Source organism: Crocinitomix algicola (genome assembly GCF_001661595.2).
GTDB lineage: Bacteria > Bacteroidota > Bacteroidia > Flavobacteriales_D > Crocinitomicaceae > Crocinitomix > Crocinitomix algicola.
On the sequence record NZ_LYPF02000004.1, the window covers coordinates 89,903 to 109,170 of the forward strand.

General features: G+C 36.3%; 21 protein-coding genes. 19 read left to right on the top strand and 2 right to left on the bottom strand.

The window, feature by feature from the left end:
- Positions 1-71 precede the first annotated feature (71 nt).
- The 11 genes from A8143_RS03515 to A8143_RS03565 all read left to right on the top strand — a co-directional run bounded on the left by A8143_RS03515 (position 72) and on the right by A8143_RS03565 (position 8,095).
- Positions 72-1,340: a hemolysin family protein gene (locus A8143_RS03515; RefSeq protein ID WP_066756356.1), complete on the top strand. Its 1,269-nt coding sequence runs from the start codon at positions 72-74 to the stop codon at positions 1,338-1,340.
- Positions 1,341-1,413: 73 nt separating this feature from the next.
- On the top strand, positions 1,414-1,842 hold the full coding sequence (locus A8143_RS03520; RefSeq protein WP_066756362.1) for a bactofilin family protein: 429 nt from the start codon (positions 1,414-1,416) through the stop codon (positions 1,840-1,842).
- On the top strand, positions 1,842-2,072 hold the full coding sequence (locus tag A8143_RS03525) for an AtpZ/AtpI family protein (protein WP_066756367.1): 231 nt from the start codon (positions 1,842-1,844) through the stop codon (positions 2,070-2,072). Before A8143_RS03520 ends, A8143_RS03525 begins: the two co-directional genes overlap by 1 nt.
- Positions 2,041-2,436 (top strand): hypothetical protein, encoded by a 396-nt coding sequence (locus A8143_RS03530; RefSeq protein WP_066756369.1) that lies wholly within the window; start codon positions 2,041-2,043, stop codon positions 2,434-2,436. The genes A8143_RS03525 and A8143_RS03530 overlap by 32 nt, the downstream gene beginning before the upstream one ends.
- A gap of 110 nt (positions 2,437-2,546) precedes the next feature.
- Positions 2,547-3,668 carry a F0F1 ATP synthase subunit A gene (gene atpB, locus A8143_RS03535; protein ID WP_066756371.1) on the top strand — a complete coding sequence of 374 codons (1,122 nt, stop codon included), beginning with the start codon at positions 2,547-2,549 and terminating at the stop codon, positions 3,666-3,668.
- Positions 3,669-3,710: 42 nt separating this feature from the next.
- Positions 3,711-3,914 carry an ATP synthase F0 subunit C gene (atpE, locus tag A8143_RS03540; protein WP_066756383.1) on the top strand — a complete coding sequence of 68 codons (204 nt, stop codon included), beginning with the start codon at positions 3,711-3,713 and terminating at the stop codon, positions 3,912-3,914.
- Positions 3,915-3,995: 81 nt separating this feature from the next.
- Positions 3,996-4,490 (top strand): F0F1 ATP synthase subunit B, encoded by a 495-nt coding sequence (gene atpF / locus A8143_RS03545; protein WP_066756386.1) that lies wholly within the window; start codon positions 3,996-3,998, stop codon positions 4,488-4,490.
- 4 nt (positions 4,491-4,494) lie between these two features.
- Positions 4,495-5,031: an ATP synthase F1 subunit delta gene (gene atpH, locus A8143_RS03550; RefSeq protein WP_066756388.1), complete on the top strand. Its 537-nt coding sequence runs from the start codon at positions 4,495-4,497 to the stop codon at positions 5,029-5,031.
- A gap of 58 nt (positions 5,032-5,089) precedes the next feature.
- Positions 5,090-6,664, top strand: a complete 1,575-nt coding sequence (gene atpA / locus A8143_RS03555; RefSeq protein WP_066756390.1) for a F0F1 ATP synthase subunit alpha — start codon at positions 5,090-5,092, stop codon at positions 6,662-6,664.
- Positions 6,665-6,725: 61 nt separating this feature from the next.
- Positions 6,726-7,607, top strand: a complete 882-nt coding sequence (gene atpG, locus A8143_RS03560) for an ATP synthase F1 subunit gamma (protein WP_066756393.1) — start codon at positions 6,726-6,728, stop codon at positions 7,605-7,607.
- Positions 7,608-7,744: 137 nt separating this feature from the next.
- Complete coding sequence (locus tag A8143_RS03565) at positions 7,745-8,095, top strand: helix-turn-helix domain-containing protein (protein ID WP_066756395.1); 351 nt, start codon at positions 7,745-7,747, stop codon at positions 8,093-8,095.
- On the opposite strand, the gene A8143_RS03570 is transcribed toward A8143_RS03565, so the two are convergent.
- Together A8143_RS03570 and A8143_RS03575 are read right to left on the bottom strand one after the other, a co-directional pair.
- Positions 8,092-8,670, bottom strand: coding sequence for a riboflavin synthase (locus A8143_RS03570; RefSeq protein WP_066756397.1), 579 nt, complete (start codon positions 8,668-8,670; stop codon positions 8,092-8,094). The two genes, A8143_RS03565 and A8143_RS03570, sit on opposite strands and share 4 nt — an antisense overlap.
- A 47-nt stretch (positions 8,671-8,717) precedes the next feature.
- Positions 8,718-11,318 carry a T9SS type B sorting domain-containing protein gene (locus A8143_RS03575; RefSeq protein ID WP_066756399.1) on the bottom strand — a complete coding sequence of 867 codons (2,601 nt, stop codon included), beginning with the start codon at positions 11,316-11,318 and terminating at the stop codon, positions 8,718-8,720.
- A gap of 201 nt (positions 11,319-11,519) precedes the next feature.
- Here A8143_RS03575 and A8143_RS03580 point away from each other — a divergent pair, with 201 nt between their 5' ends.
- The 8 genes from A8143_RS03580 (at position 11,520) to A8143_RS03615 (ending at position 19,242) form a co-directional block, all read left to right on the top strand.
- Positions 11,520-12,950 (top strand): leucyl aminopeptidase family protein, encoded by a 1,431-nt coding sequence (locus A8143_RS03580; protein ID WP_066756401.1) that lies wholly within the window; start codon positions 11,520-11,522, stop codon positions 12,948-12,950.
- Positions 12,932-14,011, top strand: coding sequence for a 4-hydroxythreonine-4-phosphate dehydrogenase PdxA (gene pdxA / locus A8143_RS03585; protein ID WP_066756403.1), 1,080 nt, complete (start codon positions 12,932-12,934; stop codon positions 14,009-14,011). Before A8143_RS03580 ends, pdxA begins: the two co-directional genes overlap by 19 nt.
- Positions 14,012-14,065: 54 nt before the next feature.
- Positions 14,066-14,602, top strand: coding sequence for a YceD family protein (locus tag A8143_RS03590; RefSeq protein ID WP_066756406.1), 537 nt, complete (start codon positions 14,066-14,068; stop codon positions 14,600-14,602).
- A gap of 18 nt (positions 14,603-14,620) precedes the next feature.
- Positions 14,621-14,812, top strand: coding sequence for a 50S ribosomal protein L32 (gene rpmF / locus A8143_RS03595; RefSeq protein WP_066756409.1), 192 nt, complete (start codon positions 14,621-14,623; stop codon positions 14,810-14,812).
- 282 nt (positions 14,813-15,094) lie between these two features.
- On the top strand, positions 15,095-16,081 hold the full coding sequence (locus tag A8143_RS03600) for a beta-ketoacyl-ACP synthase III (RefSeq protein ID WP_066756413.1): 987 nt from the start codon (positions 15,095-15,097) through the stop codon (positions 16,079-16,081).
- A gap of 48 nt (positions 16,082-16,129) precedes the next feature.
- Entirely contained in the window at positions 16,130-16,621 is a 492-nt protein-coding gene (accB, locus tag A8143_RS03605; RefSeq protein ID WP_066756416.1) for an acetyl-CoA carboxylase biotin carboxyl carrier protein, read from the top strand.
- Between the two features lie 98 nt (positions 16,622-16,719).
- Positions 16,720-18,063 (top strand): acetyl-CoA carboxylase biotin carboxylase subunit, encoded by a 1,344-nt coding sequence (gene accC / locus A8143_RS03610; RefSeq protein ID WP_066756419.1) that lies wholly within the window; start codon positions 16,720-16,722, stop codon positions 18,061-18,063.
- A 120-nt stretch (positions 18,064-18,183) separates the two neighbouring features.
- Entirely contained in the window at positions 18,184-19,242 is a 1,059-nt protein-coding gene (locus A8143_RS03615; RefSeq protein WP_139134257.1) for a PorP/SprF family type IX secretion system membrane protein, read from the top strand.
- Positions 19,243-19,268: the final 26 nt, after the last annotated feature.

Genomic DNA, 19,268 nt, shown 5'->3' on the forward strand with positions numbered 1-19,268 from the left:
TAGCATTGTTCGCTTTTTAGCTTTTTTTCATGTCAAATAAATCCTTATATTCGTTAGACAGAATTTAATAAATGGATCCCGAACCCGAATTGGTCGTTTGGCCAGTCATATTAATTACGCTGCTTTGCTCTGCGTTCTTTTCAGGAATGGAGATTGCCTTTGTTTCCGCCAATAGGTTAAAAATCGAATTGGATAAGAATAGAGGATCTTCTCCCGCAAAAATATTAGCCTTTTTCGTAAAAAATACGTCGAACTTCATCAGTGCAATGCTGTTGGGAAACAATGTTTCACTTGTTGTGTATGGAATTTACATGGCTATATGGTTAGAGCCATTTTTACAGTTCGCAGAGCCTTATCCGGCATTGTTGCTTCTGTTGCAAACCGTTTTGTCGACATTAGTGGTACTTATTACGGCTGAATTTTTACCGAAGGCCATTTTTAGAATAAACCCGAATGGGATATTAAATGTAGCAGCGTTTCCACTTTTGTTAATGTATTGGATTTTCTTTTTACCGACAATGGTAATCATGTGGTTTTCTAATTTGTTTTTAAAGATTATGAAAACGGATATAAAAGATTCTCAACAGGTGTTTACCAAGGTTGATTTGGATCATTATGTACGTGATTTAAACGATCGAATAGAGGAAGATGCACACATGGAAAATGAAATTCAAATTCTTAATAATGCATTAGAGTTTTCGAAAGTTAAAGCGAGAGATTGCATGGTTCCTAGAACAGATATAGTCGCTTGTAATATTGAAGATGAAATTCAGGTTTTGAAGGAAAAATTCATCAAAACAGGATTGTCAAAAATACTTATATATAGAGATTCTATCGATAATATTATAGGATACGTTCACGCTTACGAATTGTTCAAAAAACCAGAGCATATAAAAAACGTAATGTTGCCAATTGGTGTCGTTCCTGAAGCGATTATGGCAAAAGAACTGCTAGAGCAATTTTCAAAAAGTAACCGAAATATTGTTGTGGTGGTTGATGAGTTTGGAGGAACTTCAGGAGTAATAACCGTTGAGGATATTATTGAAGAAATTTTTGGTGAAATCGAAGATGAACATGATATTGACAATGAGTTTGAAGAGCAAATAGATGAAAAAACTTATTTATTCTCCGGTCGAACAGAAATTGATTACATCGTTCAAGAATACGATTTGCCATTAGAGATTAGTGAAGAATACGAAACTTTGGCTGGATATGTAATTGCGCAACTCGAAGAAATTCCAGAGCCTAAAGAAATCATAGAAAATGATCAGTTAATTCTTACGGTAGAGTCGGTAACGGACTCCAGAATAGAACTAGTTAAAATCGAAATGAAAGATTAACATTTCGCTAATTTTGTGATACGCCGAACAGAAGAGCTTTTTTTGTACATTTGTAAGACACAAAATTATTTTCATGTTAAAAGGAGGAAAAAGTAAAGAAGAAGTTACCAACTCACCCGATAAATTAAACAGAATAGTTGAAGGAACACATATCACGGGTGATATCAAAGCAGATAGCAATTTTCGGATTGATGGAAAGCTTGATGGATCGTTAGACACATTAGGCAAATTAGTGATAGGTCCAACAGGACGTATTGAGGGAGATGTGAAATGTAATAACGCGGATATTGAAGGTGAAATGATTGGAAACTTAGTTGTTGATGGATTGCTAAACATTAAATCTACAGCAAAAATTGAGGGGAATATAACAACCAATCAAATCGGTATGGAAGTGGGATGTGAGTTTAGTGGTGTTTGTAATTATGTGCAAAAAGGCGATGCAAACTTACTGGCAAATAAAACAAAAAAGCTGGCTGATAAAGATTCAGAAGTAGTTTACTAATGAAAAATAATTACGTCAAATTTTCTGCAGTTGGTATTCAAATGGCTGTGGTAATTATTGCAGGTGCCTTTGGAGGTAACGCGCTTGACGAAAAATACCAAACTGAAAAACCAGTTTGGACAATTGTATTTTCACTTCTTGGTGTTGCAATTGGACTTTACCTTGTCATTAAGGAAGTTATAAACCTCAATAAAGACGATGAAAAAAAAGATCATCAAAACGGCAATTAATCTTCTATTAGTTTTTGCTTTTATAGGTGGTGTTCACCTGCTGTTACTTGAATTTGTTTTGCCGGCAGACTACAAGGAAACAAAATTAATTTTTATTTACATTTTCTTGTATTTGTTTATCGTGTTAGGGATGACAGGTGTGTACGCGGTTCAAAAGCACAATAAAGAACAATTAACCAATGCATTATTAGCATTTACCGTGCTTCAGTTTTTAGCATCATTGGTTTTTTTATTGCCCGAATTATTAAATAAAGATGAAAACACATTAAAATACGTCTACCAATTTTTTGGAGTTTTTTTTCCTGTATTATTGGTCGAATCTCTTATTCTTATTGGGATAGTAAACGAGAAAGAGGAAAAATAAATCCACTTTTTCAAATTATTCTCAAAAGGGGGATGCCCAATTGGTTTTTATATATTAACTTTGCGGCAAATTTTTGAAGGTAAACTTAAAAGTTCATTAGAACAGTTACAATGGCAACGATTTTAAGAAGCACACTGCTAGTATTTTTATTGGGTGTTGGAGTTATTTCTAAAGCACAACACGGGCATGAAGAATTAAATCATGATGCTGGTCATGAGCATGAAGAAGTTCAGACGGATGAGCATCACGAAGAAGAAGGAGGCTTTGACGCCTTGCATCACGTGATGGACGCGCACGATGTTCATTTATGGGGTGAAGGTGAAAGTTCTTTTTCAATACCTCTTCCAGTAATTTTATGGACGGACAATGGTTTAGTGACTTTTATGTCATCTGCTTTTCATCATGATGATGCTGGCCATCACGTTGTGAATAGAAATGGAATGAATTTCGTAAAGTCTCACGGAAAGATTTATCAACTCAATCAAGGTGCTGAACATGCAGAATTCGATGCAGAGCATCATATAACAAATGCAGTTAAGCCTTTGGATATTTCAATTACTAAAAATGTTTTCGCTATTTTCTGTGTTGCAATTATTATGATTCTGGTTTTTAGAGCAGTTGGTAAACAATACAGAGGAAAAGAAGTTGCTGATGCACCTACCGGTATTGCTGCATGGATGGAGCCAATGATTTTGTTTGTTAGAGATTTCTCAATTGAAAACATTGGTGAACATAAGTACGTGAAGTTTATGCCTTATCTCTTGACTGTATTCTTTTTTATCTGGTTTGGAAATATGTTCGGATTGATTCCGTTTTTAGGTGGAATTAATATGACAGGTAGTATTTCAATTACATTAACACTTGCTGCATTTACATTAATTATACAACTTGTTAATGCTAAAGGGCCTTTCTGGAAACATATTTTTGCGCCTCCAGGTGTTCCTGTAGCTTTATATCCAATATTGGTTCCTATCGAACTAATTGGGATGTTCGTAAAGCCAGCAGCTTTAACAATTCGTTTGTTTGCTAACATTACAGCGGGACACATTATTATCTTATCTTTATTAGGAATTATCTTTACTTATAAAAACATGGCTTGGGCGGGATTGGCTGTGCCAATGGCATTGTTCATTTCTGTGCTAGAAATTTTAGTGGCATTTCTACAAGCATATATTTTCACCATGTTATCAGCAATGTTCATCGGAGCAGCAGTTGATGATGGTCACCACTAATTATAAATTTGTATATTAATTGTTAAACTAAATAAATAAATTATGTTATCACTTGGAGCACTTGGAGCAGGATTAGCTGTATTAGGAGCTGGTTTAGGAATCGGACGCATTGGTGGTTCAGCAATGGACGCAATGGCAAGACAACCTGAAGCTGCTGGTAAAATTCAAACGGCTATGATTATTGCTGCTGCATTAATCGAGGGTGTTGCACTTTTCGGTGTAGTAGTTGGTATGTTAGCTGGCTAAGAAAAAAAATGGTACACTTACTTAGGGATTGCCTAGGTAAGTGTATTTTAACTTAACAATTGAATAGAAAAAATTAAGAAAATGAGTTTAATTACACCAGCATTTGGTCAAATTTTTTGGGGCGGTTTAGTATTTTTAATTTTATTGTTCCTACTTGCAAAATTAGCTTGGAAACCAGTTTTAAGCGCAGTTAAGAATCGTGAAGAAGGAATTCGTGAATCGATCGAATTGGCAGCTAAAACAAAGGCTGAAATGGAGACCTTGAAAGCGCAAAATGAAGAGTTGTTGAAAGAGGCTCGAATTGAACGCGATAAAATGATCAGCGAGGCGAGTGAAACAGCTAAGAAAATGATTGCTGAAGCGAAAGAAGAAGGTAAAGCGCAACAAGCAAAAATTGTTGAAGATGCTCAAAAAGTAATTAATGCTGAAAAAGCAGCTGCCATTTCTGAATTAAAAACTCAAGTAGCTTCTTTATCGTTAGAAATTGCAGAAAAAGTAATCAAAGGAGAGTTAGCCTCTGATGATAAACAAAAAGCATTGGCAGAACAAATTGCAAATGATATTAGCTTAAACTAATCCAATGAGCGTAACAAGAGTAGCATATCGATACGCGCAGTCGTTGATTGACTTGGCCACTGAAAAGAAAGTAGTTGAGGAGGTTTATGCAGACATGAATCAATTGTCGACTGTTTGTAAAGATTCACAAGACTTTAAAAATCTTTTAAATAGCCCTGTGATTACAGGACAAAAAAAATTAGAAGTTTTTAAAGCAATTTTCGATGGTAAAGTAAATTCTGCAACAATGGATTTACTGAACTTAATAGTTAAAAATGAGCGTGAAAATGTTCTTCCAGCAATCGCTAAAGGATTTATAGAGCTCTATAAAAAATCGAATGGTATTCATGAGGTTTTCGTAACTTCAGCACACCCCCTTGATCAAGCAACAAAAGACAAAATTGTTGAAAAGTTGAAGGCTGGCGTGAACGGTACAATTGAATTACACGAAAAAGTGGATCCAGAATTAATTGGTGGATTCGTAGTAAGAATAGACGACCAGCAGATTGATGCTTCAATTGCAAGTCAACTATCAAATTTGAAAAACGTTTTATTAAATTAAAATAAATGATAGAAGGAATGAATTTTCATTTCTTTTAACATCTAAAATCTAGACAAAAATGGCAGATGTAAAACCAGCAGAAGTTTCTGCAATCTTGAGAGAACAACTTTCAGGGTTTAAATCAGAAGCAGAATTAGAAGAAGTTGGAACCGTCCTTCAAGTAGGTGATGGTATTGCTCGTATTTATGGATTATCTAGCGTTCAATACGGTGAGATGATCGAATTTAAATCAGGATTAAGAGCAATCGTTCTTAACCTTGAAGAAGATAATGTTGGAGCGGTATTACTTGGAAAAGGAAATGACATCAAAGAAGGTGATACAGTTAAACGTTTGCGTTTAATTGCTTCAATTAAAGTTGGTGAAGGTATTGTAGGTCGTGTAGTGGATACCATGGGTATTCCTATCGATGGTAAAGGACCAATTGAAGGAGAAACTTTCGAAATGCCTCTAGAGCGTAAAGCACCAGGTGTTATCTATCGTGAACCGGTTACAGAGCCGTTACAAACTGGTATTAAAGCAATTGATGCTATGATTCCTGTTGGTAGAGGACAGCGTGAGCTAGTAATTGGTGACCGTCAAACAGGTAAAACGACGGTTTGTATCGATACGATTATTAATCAGAAAGAATTTTACGATAAAGGAGAACCTGTATATTGTATCTATGTAGCGGTTGGACAAAAAGCATCTACCGTTGCAGGATTAGTTTCTAAATTAGAAGCTGCTGGAGCAATGGCTTATACTACAATCGTTGCGGCTAATGCTTCTGATGCTGCTCCTTTACAGTTTTATGCGCCATTTGCTGGTGCGGCCATCGGAGAGTACTTTAGAGATACAGGTCGTCCAGCATTGATCGTTTTTGATGATTTATCGAAACAAGCTGTAGCTTACCGTGAGGTTTCTTTGCTTTTAAGAAGACCACCGGGACGTGAGGCTTATCCTGGAGACGTTTTCTACTTGCACTCAAGATTACTAGAGAGAGCAGCAAAAGTGATAAACGATGACAAGATTGCGAGCGAAATGAATGATATTCCAGCATCGTTAAAAGGTAAAATAAAAGGTGGAGGTTCGTTAACGGCACTACCAATTATTGAAACTCAAGCTGGTGACGTTTCTGCTTATATCCCAACTAACGTAATTTCAATTACTGACGGACAAATTTTCTTGGAGTCGAACTTGTTCAATTCAGGTGTACGTCCAGCGATTAACGTGGGTATTTCGGTATCTCGTGTAGGGGGAAATGCACAAATTAAATCAATGAAAAAAGTTTCGGGTACATTGAAACTTGATCAGGCACAATACAGAGAGTTAGAAGCATTTGCTAAATTCGGATCGGATTTGGATGCTGCTACTAAGTCAGTGTTGGACAAAGGTGCTCGTAACGTGGAAATCCTAAAACAAAATGAAGGTGATCCATTTAGAGTTGAAAACCAAATTGCAATAATTTTCGCTGGAACAAAAGGTTTGTTAAGTAACGTTCCAGTAAATAAAGTTAAAGCTTTCGAAAAAGAATATATTGATTACTTAAATGCGAATCATAAAGATGTAATGGATATCCTTGCATCAGGAAAGTACGCTGATGAGCAAACTTCAGTATTAGAGAAAGTAGCACTTGAATTAGCTGCGAAATATTAATAATAAGATATAGGATGGATGGTGTTTTCGGATATCATCCTAAACCTAAAGCTAAAATAGCATGGCTAACTTAAAAGAAATTAGAAACAGAATTACTTCAGTATCATCTACGATGCAGATAACATCTGCTATGAAAATGGTATCTGCAGCTAAGTTAAAAAGAGCACAAGATGCGGTAGCGAAAATGATGCCGTACGCTAACAAACTACAAGAAATGTTAAGTAGTGTTTCTTCTTCTCTCGATGCGGCAGAAAATATTTATTCGGTGGATCGTGAAGTTAAGAATGTTGTTCTTGTTCCTATTACTTCAAATAGAGGTCTTTGTGGCGGTTTTAACAACTATGTAATCAAAGAAACGTTACGTTTAGTAGCAGAAGATTACAAAGGATTGGAAATCTCAATTATGCCGATTGGTAAAAAAGCAACTGATGCTTTTAAAAAAACAGAAATGTACCAAAATAAGGCTTTCTTACCAGGTAATTTAGATGAACTTTGGAATGAGCTAACCTATGCAAATGCAGCGCCAATAGCTGAACAGTTAATGGAGGCTTATGCGAAAGGTGAAGTAGATAAAGTTGTTTTAGTGTACAATCATTCTAAGAATGTAGCTACACAAGTGGTACAAACAAGTCAGCTTTTACCTGTAATTCAAGATGAAATAGAAGAAAGTCAAGCGAGTCGAGACTATATTTTTGAACCGTCTAAAGAAGAAATAGTAACTGAATTGTTACCTAAGACGTTGAAAACACAATTGTATAGTATTTTATTGGAATCGTATGCTGGTGAGCATGGTGCTCGAATGACGGCAATGCACAAAGCTACTGATAATGCAAGTGAGTTAAATAAAGCGCTTAAGTTAGAATACAATAAAGCTAGACAAGCGGCTATTACTAATGAAATTTTGGAAATTGTAGGAGGTGCAGAAGCATTGAATAACGATTAAAAAATTTAATAATTTTAAAAGAATCCCATCTGTGTTGTGCAGGTGGGATTTTTTTGTTTAAAAAGGAAATTCTTCTGTTTTGTGAATACGCTATGTGATGAATGTTTGTATCTTTATCCGACCAGAAAACTTAGACAATGACCTTAGGTGAACGAATTCAAAAACTACGGAAGGAAAAAAGATTAACTCAGGCTGCTTTAGCATCAAATATAGGCGTTTCTGTGGCGCAATTGACACGCTATGAAACTCAAGGTGTACAACCCAATGCCGAGGCTTTAAAACGTATGGCTATGGTTTTTGGAATTACCATTGATTTTCTAGTGAACGGAACTACTGAACAAAAAGCGATTGATGCAATTACGGATGCAAAATTACTTGGTTTGTTTAAGCAGATTGAAAATCTCAACACAGATGATAGAATGGTTATCTCCAAGCTAATTGAAGCTTTTGCCATTCGTAAAGAACTTGAGCATATGTTGAAGAACTAGTTCCTCAACATCTTTCGAACATACTTACCGATAATATCAAATTCAAGGTTTACTTTTGAGCCTATTTGTAAGGTATGAAAATTGGTGTGTTCAATGGTATAAGGTATGATGTGTACTGAAAAGAGCTTGTTTTCTGATTGAACAACGGTTAAACTTACTCCATTGACTGTAATCGATCCTTTTGATACGGTAACTTCATCATAATCATATTCAAACACAAATTCTGTGCTGCCCTCAAAATCGTTGATACCAATACAAGTACCGATTGTATCAACATGCCCTTGAACGATGTGACCATCGAGCCGTGATCCAACCTTAGTGCAACGTTCAACATTCACAACATCACCGATTTTTAAATCGCCTAAATTAGTTCGCTCTAATGTTTCATCAATTGCTGTGAGTGTATAATCGTCACCATCAATTCCTACAACAGTTAAGCAAGTGCCGTTATGAGCAACACTCTGATCAATTTTTAACTCGTTCGTAAAAGGGCAAGAGAATGTAAAATGAACATTTGTATCCTCTTTTTCGATTTTTTCAACAGTAGCCAGCGCTTCTATTATACCTGTAAACATAATTTCGATATTTAATGCAAAAGTACTCAGAAATTAGGCAATTCTAACTACCGACTTCCATTTATCAATTGAATATTGCCATGCGAATTTCGAGGGATTAAACCTTCTAATTTAATTTCATAAACTATAATCGAATAAAAATAAACACCATCTGGACACATAGCTCCCGAGTTTTGATCTGTTCCGTTCCAATTAATCATTGGGTCAGTGGTTTGAAAAACTGTCATTCCCCAACGGTTTTGTATGTTGATCTCAATACTATCTACAAATTTTATGGGTAAAATAGGCTGAAATAAATCGTTCTTCCCATCGCCATTTGGACTAAATATATTTGGAAGCTGATATAAACCGTCACAATTATCAATACAGGCAATATTAGACGGTGAACTTTCATTATTATATTGAATAGAATCTATGGCTGTTACATAATAACAGCCAGCAATGCTTCCCCTATCTTTATGTGTATAGGTCGTATCATTAGGATCGTTAAAGCTGGTTAATAAAATTAAAGAGTCTCCCGTGAAAGGGGCAAAATACAAGTTATACCTTGTTACGTCATCAGCACATGAATTATTTGGATTATTCCAGGTCAGATAAGTTTCTTCCAATTCACAATCCCCGTCTATTGAAAGAGTAGGAGGACAAGGAGGAGTCAGGTCAATCGGCGTGCCACATGTGCGTTGTGACCAATTTTCTATTGGCGAAACAATTCCGTCAACAGTATAAGCCCCAATAGACTTTATTCGATAACAGTAATCCGCACCATTTACAAGACCGGTATCAGTATAAGATTGAATAGAAGTTGTGCCAATTAAATCATATAAGCCACTTCCAATAGGATTCTCACGGTACACTTCATAACTTGTGTTGGTCCATGGCGTATTTTCTTCCCAAACTATCTCTAATTCATTGTCATTAGGAATTGTATTAATATAGATGGATGAAGCTGGACTAGAGCCGCCGACAAGTTCGTCATCACTGTATAATTCTACACGATAGGTGTATGGAAAGTTCTGTGTATTTAATCCATTGTCATAAAACACAGTATCTGGATTAATTATTGAGACTTGTGGAGAACTAGTATAAACTAATTCTTCTGTTCCGCCAAGAATACCTTCACTACGATACAATTGATAATGGTATGGCCCAGGAAAAACAAGCGTATTAAGTTCTTTCGGATAAGACCAATACACCGAATCTTGCCCAATAGCTTCATCTGTTGTAGCAATTGAAACATGTGTAAGAACTGGAATTTCGAAATTGAGATGGTCGCAATTTTGTTCGGACAAACAGCTTTCAACACCATTAGAATTTACCGCAGTAACCATATAACAATATTCATTGCCAACAACCAAGGGGCCAATATCTTTAAATTCTGTACTGTTCGATGACCCAATTAAGGTATAGCCCATTTCCGCAGCAATACCTTCTTCGCAACAGTCATCAATAAAGTCGGTGCTATCGATAGATCGGTATATATTATAGGATACGATTCCAACACAAGCAGGAGGATCCCAGGTTAATTCCATTGTGTTTCCAATTGGGGCAACGGTTAGGTTTTCAACAGGTGGAAGGTTAACTTTTAATCTAAAAAACGAATAAGCAGAGAGTTGAATAGCTGGATGCTGATCTTCAGCATGAAAGTTTACAAGGTAATAATCATTATCAGCTTGCTCACAAGTAGGCGTCCATGAAAAAGTGCCTGTGGCATTAGGATCACCCATAGCATCCTCAAAAACTGCTGGGTTCGAAGGGAAGTTAAAAATTGACCCCGTCGCAAATATCGAAACGCCATCATCATCACTTGCTGTGACTGGAAAGGTGATAGTTTCTCCCGCATATATACATGTATCATCAACTTCTTCTATCTCTGGAGCGTCGTGAAAGCATTGCTCAATTTCAAATTGCATATCCTGTATCACCGAGCCTACAAAAATACCATTTCTGTACTCGGATATTTTAATAGCAATATTGTAAACTCCTCTTAATTCTGGATAGTCCCAGCAAAGAGTACCGGTGTATGGGTCTATACTGATTTCTCCTCCACCCACTTCATGCGGATAACGATAGATTTCAGGGATACTCATGTCCAAACAATCTTGCCCTTTACAAGGAACAAGTGAATAACTTAAACTGTCTCCATCTGGATCATATGCGCTAATATTATAGCAGTAAAGTTCATTTACACAACCAAATTCAGGACAAGGGCAGTCCTCAATGATTAATGAATTGTTAGGTTCCCCTATGAATGGAGAAATAACCAATTCTGTTTGAATGCAAAACACCTTGTCTACCGAATTGGTAATATTCAATACACTAGCATTTCTGTTGGGATCTTCTACCTGAATGACGTATGTCGCTGGTCCTGTAAAGGTGTGCGTACCAATATAGGTGTTGATTTGCATGTCGTAAACCAAATTGGTGTCTATATCTGATCGATAAAGGGTGTCTTTTTCACCATCCCCCCAACTGATTTCTAGTTCGGGCCGATCGGCTTCACTTGAGTGTTTCGTGCACGTGGTAACAGTAAATTCGTACTTATTACCAGCAATGTGTCGGTAAGTTATTGATCCAGATCTATTATGCGTAGCATGACCAAAAATAGGTAGGACTAAAAACAGAAGTAAGTATGTAATTGAACGAATCAAATTTTCTTTTTTTGAAAGGATATCAAATATACAAAAAAGGGTGGCATGTCTTTGTTAAAATACGTAAAAAGCAAGGGAATAGTTGTTCGTATTAATTCATTGGGGTCACTTTTTGATTGATTGGATATTTTTATCATCTGCATGCCTCTATGCAACCTGTAGTCGTGGAAAAAATGATAACTTTACAAAAAATATAATTTCATGTTAATTCAAGTCAATCATTCCGAAAAAAAAACGAGTGAAAACAAAGTGTTCTTAATTCATAAAAACAGTGAATTGGATGATACTCAATTGAAGGGAGAAGTAGTTAAGTATTTTAAACAAGGTTTAAAGGACAATAACTTCTTGTATACGAATGAAGCGGGTAAATTCACCATCGTATGTAAAAGTAATAAGTTGACCGATGACACGGAAAAGGAAAAGGTAAGGAAATTTGGAGCACAAGTTTTTGAATTATTAAAGGATAAATGTAAATCCTTAATGGTTTGTGGTGATGATCCTGTGAATGTAGAATTGTTTTCGGAAGGTTTATCGCTTGCATCTTATTCTTTTGAAAAATACCTTTCAGAGAATAGAAAAGCGAAGCAAGTACTAAAAACCGTCACAACTGCGAATGCTAAAGCTGATTTAAAATGCGTAAATAATATAGTGGAAGCTACCGTTTGGGCAAGAGATTTAGTAAATGAACCATTATCATATTTAACTGCTGAGCAACTGTCTGAGGAAATAAAATCAAATTGTGAGCAGTTGGGGATTAAGGTGGAAGTTTTTGAAAAACAAAAGATTGAGAGTTTGAAAATGGGAGGAATATTGGCTGTGAATAGAGGTTCAGTCGATCCACCAACCTTCAATATACTTGAATGGAAACCGAAGGGGGCTTTGAACAAAAAGCCAATTGTTCTGGTTGGTAAAGGAATAGTTTATGACACCGGAGGGGTGAGTTTAAAACCAACCGCTAATTCCATGGACTTTATGAAAAGTGATATGGGTGGTGCAGCAACTGTTTTAGGAGCCACCTTAAGTGCGGCTAAATTGAATTTGCCTTTACACATCATTACATTGGTGCCTGCTACAGATAATCGTCCGGGGGTTAATGCCTATGTGCCTGGAGATATAATTACTATGTTTGATGGAACAACTGTGGAAGTTTTAAATACCGACGCAGAAGGTAGACTTGTTCTCGCAGACGCCCTTGCTTATGCTAAAAAATTTAAACCAGAACTTGTAATTGATGCCGCAACACTCACTGGTGCAGCCGCTAGAGCGATTGGTACACATGCAATTGTTGCAATGGGCAATGCTAAGGAATCGGAATTTGAAACTTTGAATAAAGCGGGGTATTCAACCCATGACAGAATTGTTCAGTTTCCTTTTTGGGACGATTATTTCGAGGAGATGAAATCGCCTATCGCTGATTTAAATAATTTAGGAGGTCCTTTTGCTGGAATGATCACAGCAGGTAAATTTTTAGAACATTTTACAGATTATCCTTACATTCACTTAGATGTTGCAGGACCAGCATTTTTACACAAAGATGAAGGGTATCGCAAAAAAGGAGGGACTGGTGCCGGAGTAAGGTTGTTAACAGAATTCTTTAAACTTAAGACAAACGAATGGAAAAAAACAAATTGATAAAAGTCGGAATTACAATTGGTGATATTAATGGTGTTGGACTTGAAGTAATCATAAAGGCTTTGTCAGATAGCCAAGTTTACGCAAATTCAATTCCCATTATTTATGGATCTTCTAAAGCAATTTCTTTTCATAAAAAAGCAATTGGACAGCATGATTTTCAATATTTGGTGATTCAAGACGCAAGTGAAGCGAAACCTAAAAAGATAAATCTTATAAATTGTTGGAAAGAAGAAGTGAAAATTGTGATGGGGGAGAAAAATGCCAATGGAGGAAATTATGCGTTAAAATCATTAGAGGCAGCCACTCATGATTTAAATGAAGGGAAAATAGATACGCTAGTTACAGCACCTATTAACAAAGATTGTGTAAGAGATGCTGGATTCGAATTCCCTGGACATACAGAATATTTAGCGAGTAAATCTGGTTCAGACGAAGTGCTAATGTTTATGGTAGCGGATGTTTTACGTGTGGGGGTTGTAACAGGACATGTTCCCTTGAAAGATGTTGCTGCAGGGATAACGAAAGAATCAATTGAAAGTAAATTGAGGTTAATGTTAAAGTCACTGCGTGAGGATTTTTTGATACAAAAACCAAAAATTGCGGTATTAGGACTTAATCCACATGCAGGAGACAGAGGTACGTTAGGTGAAGAGGAAATAGAAATAATAAATCCAACAGTTTTAAAGTTAAGAGAAGAAGGAGAGTTGGTATTTGGTTCTTATTCTGCGGATGGCTTCTTTGGTTCTTCAAACTTAAAAAACTTCGATGGTGTCTTAGCAATGTATCATGATCAGGGTTTAACCGGTTTTAAGGCGATTTCTTTTGATGAAGGGGTGAATTTTACTGCGGGATTATCAATTGTGAGGACTTCGCCTGATCATGGAACGGCATATGATATTGCCGGAAAGGGTGTGGCTTCCGAACGGTCATTTAGAAATGCTTATTTTTTGGCATGTGATGTCGTTAAAAACAGGCATCAACATAAAGAAATGCATAAAAATCCGTTAAAAAAACAAACAACAAAAAAGCAAGGAGAAAAAAATAATAAAGGAAATTAAGATTACTTTGTTAATATTAAAATTTTATTAATACCTTTGCGCTCTATTTTTATTGTGGGAAAGAAAAGTGAATATGTAATAAAGTTCTCGAATCTTAAAGATGGCGAGCATAAATTCCACTATGAAATAGATAATTCGTTCTTTGAGCAATTTGATTATACCGACATAGAAGGAGCAAAGCTGAAGCTAGAGGTGCTACTTGTAAAAAAGCCAAATTTACTTCAGTTGTATTTTGATGTGTCAGGTGTGTTAACAGTAATGTGTGATCGTTGTACAGATAGTTTTGATTGTCCTGTAGAAGGTAAAGATGATGTAATTTATAAATTTACTGAAGAGGAACTAGAAGATGAAAAAATTATTTGTGTTCTCCCACATGAAGTTGAAATTGATATAACCTTGCCGGTTTATGAATTTGTAGCCCTGTTATTACCTTCCAAAAGAGTTCATCCGGATGGAGAATGTAATCAAGAAATGCTAGAAGCAATGGATAATTATTTGATGGTTGAATCCGATGAAGATTCATTCGATCAAAATGAAGATGAAAATGATGAAATTGACCCGCGTTGGTCGCAATTAAAAGATTTAAAGTAAATAGTTAAATAAGGAACCATGGCACATCCAAAGAGAAAAATATCTAAAACAAGAAGAGATAAGAGAAGAACGCATGTGAAAGCAGTTGCAGATAATATTTCAACTTGTCCAACTACTGGTCAACCGCACTTATATCACAGAGCGCACTGGCATGAAGGTAAACTTTATTATAAAGGTAAAGTTGTAATGGAAAAAGAAGTCGCAATCTGATTTCACCAAAAAACTATTTAAAATTATTAATGTAGGATAATAAGGAAGTACTGTATGTGTACTTGACTTATTATCCTTTTTTAGTTTTTAGTTACAGCTCTTTGAATAATCGCAAAGCCGATTGTTCTATAAATCATACCAATTATTGGTTGTTTGAAGTATTAATTGGAATAGATTCAAAAAAATCGCATGCGTTTAAGGTTTTTTTGATAAATTTATTCCCCGTAAATTAAATTGAAGAGCAACTAACAACTAGGATTATTTAGATAACCAAACCATCTTATGTCTAAAATTACAGCAGCAATTACATCCGTTCAAGGCTACGTTCCAGAAAGAGTTTTATCCAATCATGATTTAGAAAAGATGGTGGATACCAACGACGAGTGGATAACCTCAAGAACTGGTATTAAAGAAAGAAGAATGGCTGCACCAGGAGAAGCTTTATCTGATTTTGGTGTTGAAATAATAAACGGTATTTGTAAGAAAAGGGGAATCTCTCCTTTGGATATTGATATGGTTGTTGTTGGTTCAATTACAGGAGATTATCGATTTCCGAGTAGCGCAAATGTCATGTGTGACAAAGCAGGTTGCAAAAATGCTTGGGGATTCGATCTTAGTGCTGCCTGTTCAGGCTTTTTATATGCCTTAGATGTTGGACGTGTTTATGTAGAAAATGGGACGCATAAAAAGGTTATTGTAATTGGTGCTGATGTAATGTCAAGTATCATCAATTATAAAGATCGTGCGACATGTATCATTTTTGGAGATGGTGGAGGAGGTGTTTTACTCGAACCGAATGAGGAAGGTTTGGGTATTCAAGATGCTATATTGAAATCAGATGGTTCAGGACGCGAATTTCTATTGCAAGAAATTGGTGGTTCATTTCAACCAATTAATGAAGATAACGTAAATTCAGATCGAAGATACGTGTACCAAGAAGGTCGAACAGTGTTTAAACATGCCGTGAGCAATATGGCGGATGTCGCTGTCGAAATTATGGAGAAAAATGACTTGACGAGTGATGACGTCGCTTGGCTAGTTCCGCATCAAGCTAACCTTAGAATTATTGATGCAACAGCAAAAAGGATGGGAGTGGGTACGGATAAAGTGATGGTGAACATCGAGAAGTATGGAAATACAACTGCAGGAACAATTCCTTTGTGCTTGTGGGAATGGGAAGAAAAATTAAAAAAGGGGGATAACCTTGTATTGGCATCTTTTGGTGGAGGATTCACCTGGGGTGCAATATATTTAAAATGGGCTTACTAAGTAAGGCCGAAATTAAACCAGAAAATCAGATTGAATAAAATTATGAGCATGGATAGTAAAGAAATTCAAAGTCTAATTAAGTTCGTTTCAAAATCGGGCGTGAATGAGGTAAGTATTGAGCAAGGTGATTTTAAAATCACAATTAAAACAGAATCGCAAAGCGGTGAACAACATTATATTGTTCAAAATCCTGCTGCAGTTCCTCAACCAGTTCAAATGCAACAGCCTGTAGCACAACCGGCGGCAGCACCTGCACCTGCAGCACCTGTAGCAGAAGCAGCACCTGCGGAGAACAATAATTACGTTGAAATTAAGTCGCCAATGATTGGTACATTCTATCGTAAACCATCTCCAGATAAAGATGCGTTTGTAAATGTTGGAGATCAAATTAATGTTGGAGATGTATTATGTGTAGTTGAAGCAATGAAATTATTTAACGAAATTGAGGCTGAAATTTCAGGTAAAATCGTTAAAGTATTGGTGGATGACACAACTCCAATTGAATACGATCAACCGTTATTCTTAGTTGATCCTTCATAGTTAAGGGAATTTTAAAAGCCATACAGTTGGCTGTAAATTCAAGGTACTAACTGATCATTAACCCAGCGTGGTTGATGTGTCTTAAGTAATGCAAAAAAATGTTTGATAAAATATTAATAGCAAATAGAGGTGAAATTGCACTACGTGTAATAAGAACCTGTAAAGAAATGGGAATTAAAACGGTTGCTGTATATTCAACAGCTGATCGTGAAAGTTTGCACGTTAGATTTGCTGATGAAGCGGTTTGTATTGGACCGCCTTCAAGTTCTGAATCATATTTGGATATCGCTAGAATTATTGCTGCATGCGAAATTACAAATGCGGATGCGGTCCACCCAGGTTATGGTTTCTTATCGGAGAACGCCAACTTTTCTAGAGTTTGTGAAGAGAATGGAATTAAGTTTATTGGGGCTTCTCCTGAGATGATTGAAGGAATGGGGGATAAGTCATCTGCTAAAGCAACAATGATTAAAGCGGGTGTTCCTTGTATCCCTGGTTCTAAAGGTCTATTGAAAGACTTTGAAGATGCAAAGAAAACAGCAAAGGAAATTGTATATCCTATCATCCTAAAAGCAACTGCCGGAGGTGGTGGAAAAGGAATGAGAGTTGTTTGGTCTGAAGATGATTTAGAAGAAGCTTGGAATTCTGCTCGTCAAGAATCAAAAGCTGCATTTGGGAATGACGGAATGTATATGGAGAAATTCATTGAAGAACCTCGCCATATAGAAATTCAAATTGCAGGAGATCGTTACGGTAATGCCTGTCACCTTTCTGAAAGAGATTGTTCTATTCAAAGACGTCATCAAAAATTGGTAGAGGAAACTCCATCCCCTTTTATGACAACTCGTCTTCGTTCAAAAATGGGTAAGGCAGCTGTGAAGGCAGCAAAAGCCGTTAACTATGAAGGTGTAGGAACAGTTGAATTCTTGGTGGATAAAAATCGAGATTTTTATTTCATGGAAATGAATACTCGAATTCAAGTCGAGCATACAATTACCGAAGAAGTAATTAACTACGACTTAATTAAAGAGCAAATTAAGTTGGCTGCCGGTGAAAAAATTACAGGAAAAGAATATTTTCCAACAATGCACGCTATCCAATGTAGAATTAACGCAGAGGATCCATTGAATGATTTTAGACCAAGTCCAGGAAAAATTACAGATTATCACGAGCCAGGTGGTCACGGAATTAGAATCGATACACATGTTTATGCCGGTTACGTAATTCCACCGTATTACGATTCAATGATCTCAAAATTGATCACAGTAGCGCAAACACGAGAAGAGGCAATAACAAAAATGGAACGTGCACTCGATGAGTATTTTATTGAGGGAATTAAAACAACAATTCCTTTTCATGTACAATTAATGAAAGACGAAAAATTCCGAAAAGGTGATTTTACGACCAAATTCATGGAGACGTTTGAAATTAAAAAGTACTAAAGTAACATTTACACACGCTAAACCTATTCATCCCTGATGGATAGGTTTTTTTATTTCTATACCCAACCTTTTTAGGTGAAATAAGTATCTTTAATAGAAAGTCTTCGTAAGAACTAAGGATTGAAACGTATTGTTGTACATATCATTTTAATATTAATGCCAATAATTGGCTTTAATCAAGACATTCACTTCTCTCAATTAGCGCGTTCTGAGTTTCTTGTGAACCCGGCGTTTACAGGAACGTTTAATGGTAATATTCGCGCCACAGCTAATTGGAAAGATCAATGGCAGTCTATTAATAATACTTTTCGAACCTACGCGTCATCCGCCGAGTTTACATTTGGTAAGGGCCGACCAAAGCATCCAACTTTTTATGGTGTGGGTCTTTTTGCAGCGAAAGATGTGTCTGGAGATGTTGAGCTCGGTGCAACAAATTTGGGAGCTTCTTTCTCATCCATATTTAAAATATCCAGAAATCAACGCTTTTCAATTGGGTTACAAGGCGGTTATGGTAAGTTGGGAATAAGTACCTCAAACATGCAATGGGGTAGTCAGTATTCTGGCTTAAATTTTGATCCAGCTTTGTTTGATGGTGAAGGTGTAGATTTTAATCCGCAACAATTTTGGGACCTATCCGCAGGAGTTGCGTGGTGGTACCGAAAAAATGACCGAAGTGTTGCGTTCGGAGCTCCTCATGATGCTAAAATAGGTTTAGCTGTTTATCATTTAAATAGACCCGAAACTGGATTTATATTTGGGGAGGAAGTGAGAACACCAATGCGAATGGTTTTTCATGCCTCTGCCGTTCTGCCAACCCCAATTCTTGATTTATACTGGTATCCAAATTTGACAACTCAAATTCAGGGAAAACAAAGTGAAGTTGTTTTTGGTGCCATTGCTAAATATACACTTCAATCAGGTTCTAAACGAACGGGTTATGGAACAGATGTTGCTGTTTCAGGTGGATTCAATTTTCGGATAAATAATGTTTTTGATGCCGTGATTCCCCAGATATTTTTGGATGTAGAGTCTTTTTCATTTGGTTTATCGTATGATATCAATATGTCACGGTTAAACACTGCCTCTTCATATCGAGGAGGACTAGAATTATCGTTACGTTTCACTAATTTTAATCATTACACACATAAGAATCCATTCCGTCGCGCGGTAGATATATAAAAAAGGATAATTCAAGAGTTTTTATA

Bases quoted from the DNA above. Each gene is read 5' to 3' on its own strand.
- A8143_RS03515 (WP_066756356.1), top strand. From the start codon at position 72: ATGGATCCCGAACCCGAATTGGTCGTTTGGCCAGTCATATTAATTACG.
- A8143_RS03520 (WP_066756362.1), top strand. From the start codon at position 1,414: ATGTTAAAAGGAGGAAAAAGTAAAGAAGAAGTTACCAACTCACCCGAT.
- A8143_RS03525 (WP_066756367.1), top strand. From the start codon at position 1,842: ATGAAAAATAATTACGTCAAATTTTCTGCAGTTGGTATTCAAATGGCT.
- A8143_RS03530 (WP_066756369.1), top strand. From the start codon at position 2,041: ATGAAAAAAAAGATCATCAAAACGGCAATTAATCTTCTATTAGTTTTT.
- atpB (WP_066756371.1), top strand. From the start codon at position 2,547: ATGGCAACGATTTTAAGAAGCACACTGCTAGTATTTTTATTGGGTGTT.
- atpE (WP_066756383.1), top strand. From the start codon at position 3,711: ATGTTATCACTTGGAGCACTTGGAGCAGGATTAGCTGTATTAGGAGCT.
- atpF (WP_066756386.1), top strand. From the start codon at position 3,996: ATGAGTTTAATTACACCAGCATTTGGTCAAATTTTTTGGGGCGGTTTA.
- atpH (WP_066756388.1), top strand. From the start codon at position 4,495: ATGAGCGTAACAAGAGTAGCATATCGATACGCGCAGTCGTTGATTGAC.
- atpA (WP_066756390.1), top strand. From the start codon at position 5,090: ATGGCAGATGTAAAACCAGCAGAAGTTTCTGCAATCTTGAGAGAACAA.
- atpG (WP_066756393.1), top strand. From the start codon at position 6,726: ATGGCTAACTTAAAAGAAATTAGAAACAGAATTACTTCAGTATCATCT.
- A8143_RS03565 (WP_066756395.1), top strand. From the start codon at position 7,745: ATGACCTTAGGTGAACGAATTCAAAAACTACGGAAGGAAAAAAGATTA.
- A8143_RS03570 (WP_066756397.1), bottom strand. From the start codon at position 8,670: ATGTTTACAGGTATAATAGAAGCGCTGGCTACTGTTGAAAAAATCGAA.
- A8143_RS03580 (WP_066756401.1), top strand. From the start codon at position 11,520: ATGTTAATTCAAGTCAATCATTCCGAAAAAAAAACGAGTGAAAACAAA.
- pdxA (WP_066756403.1), top strand. From the start codon at position 12,932: ATGGAAAAAAACAAATTGATAAAAGTCGGAATTACAATTGGTGATATT.
- rpmF (WP_066756409.1), top strand. From the start codon at position 14,621: ATGGCACATCCAAAGAGAAAAATATCTAAAACAAGAAGAGATAAGAGA.
- A8143_RS03600 (WP_066756413.1), top strand. From the start codon at position 15,095: ATGTCTAAAATTACAGCAGCAATTACATCCGTTCAAGGCTACGTTCCA.
- accB (WP_066756416.1), top strand. From the start codon at position 16,130: ATGGATAGTAAAGAAATTCAAAGTCTAATTAAGTTCGTTTCAAAATCG.
- accC (WP_066756419.1), top strand. From the start codon at position 16,720: ATGTTTGATAAAATATTAATAGCAAATAGAGGTGAAATTGCACTACGT.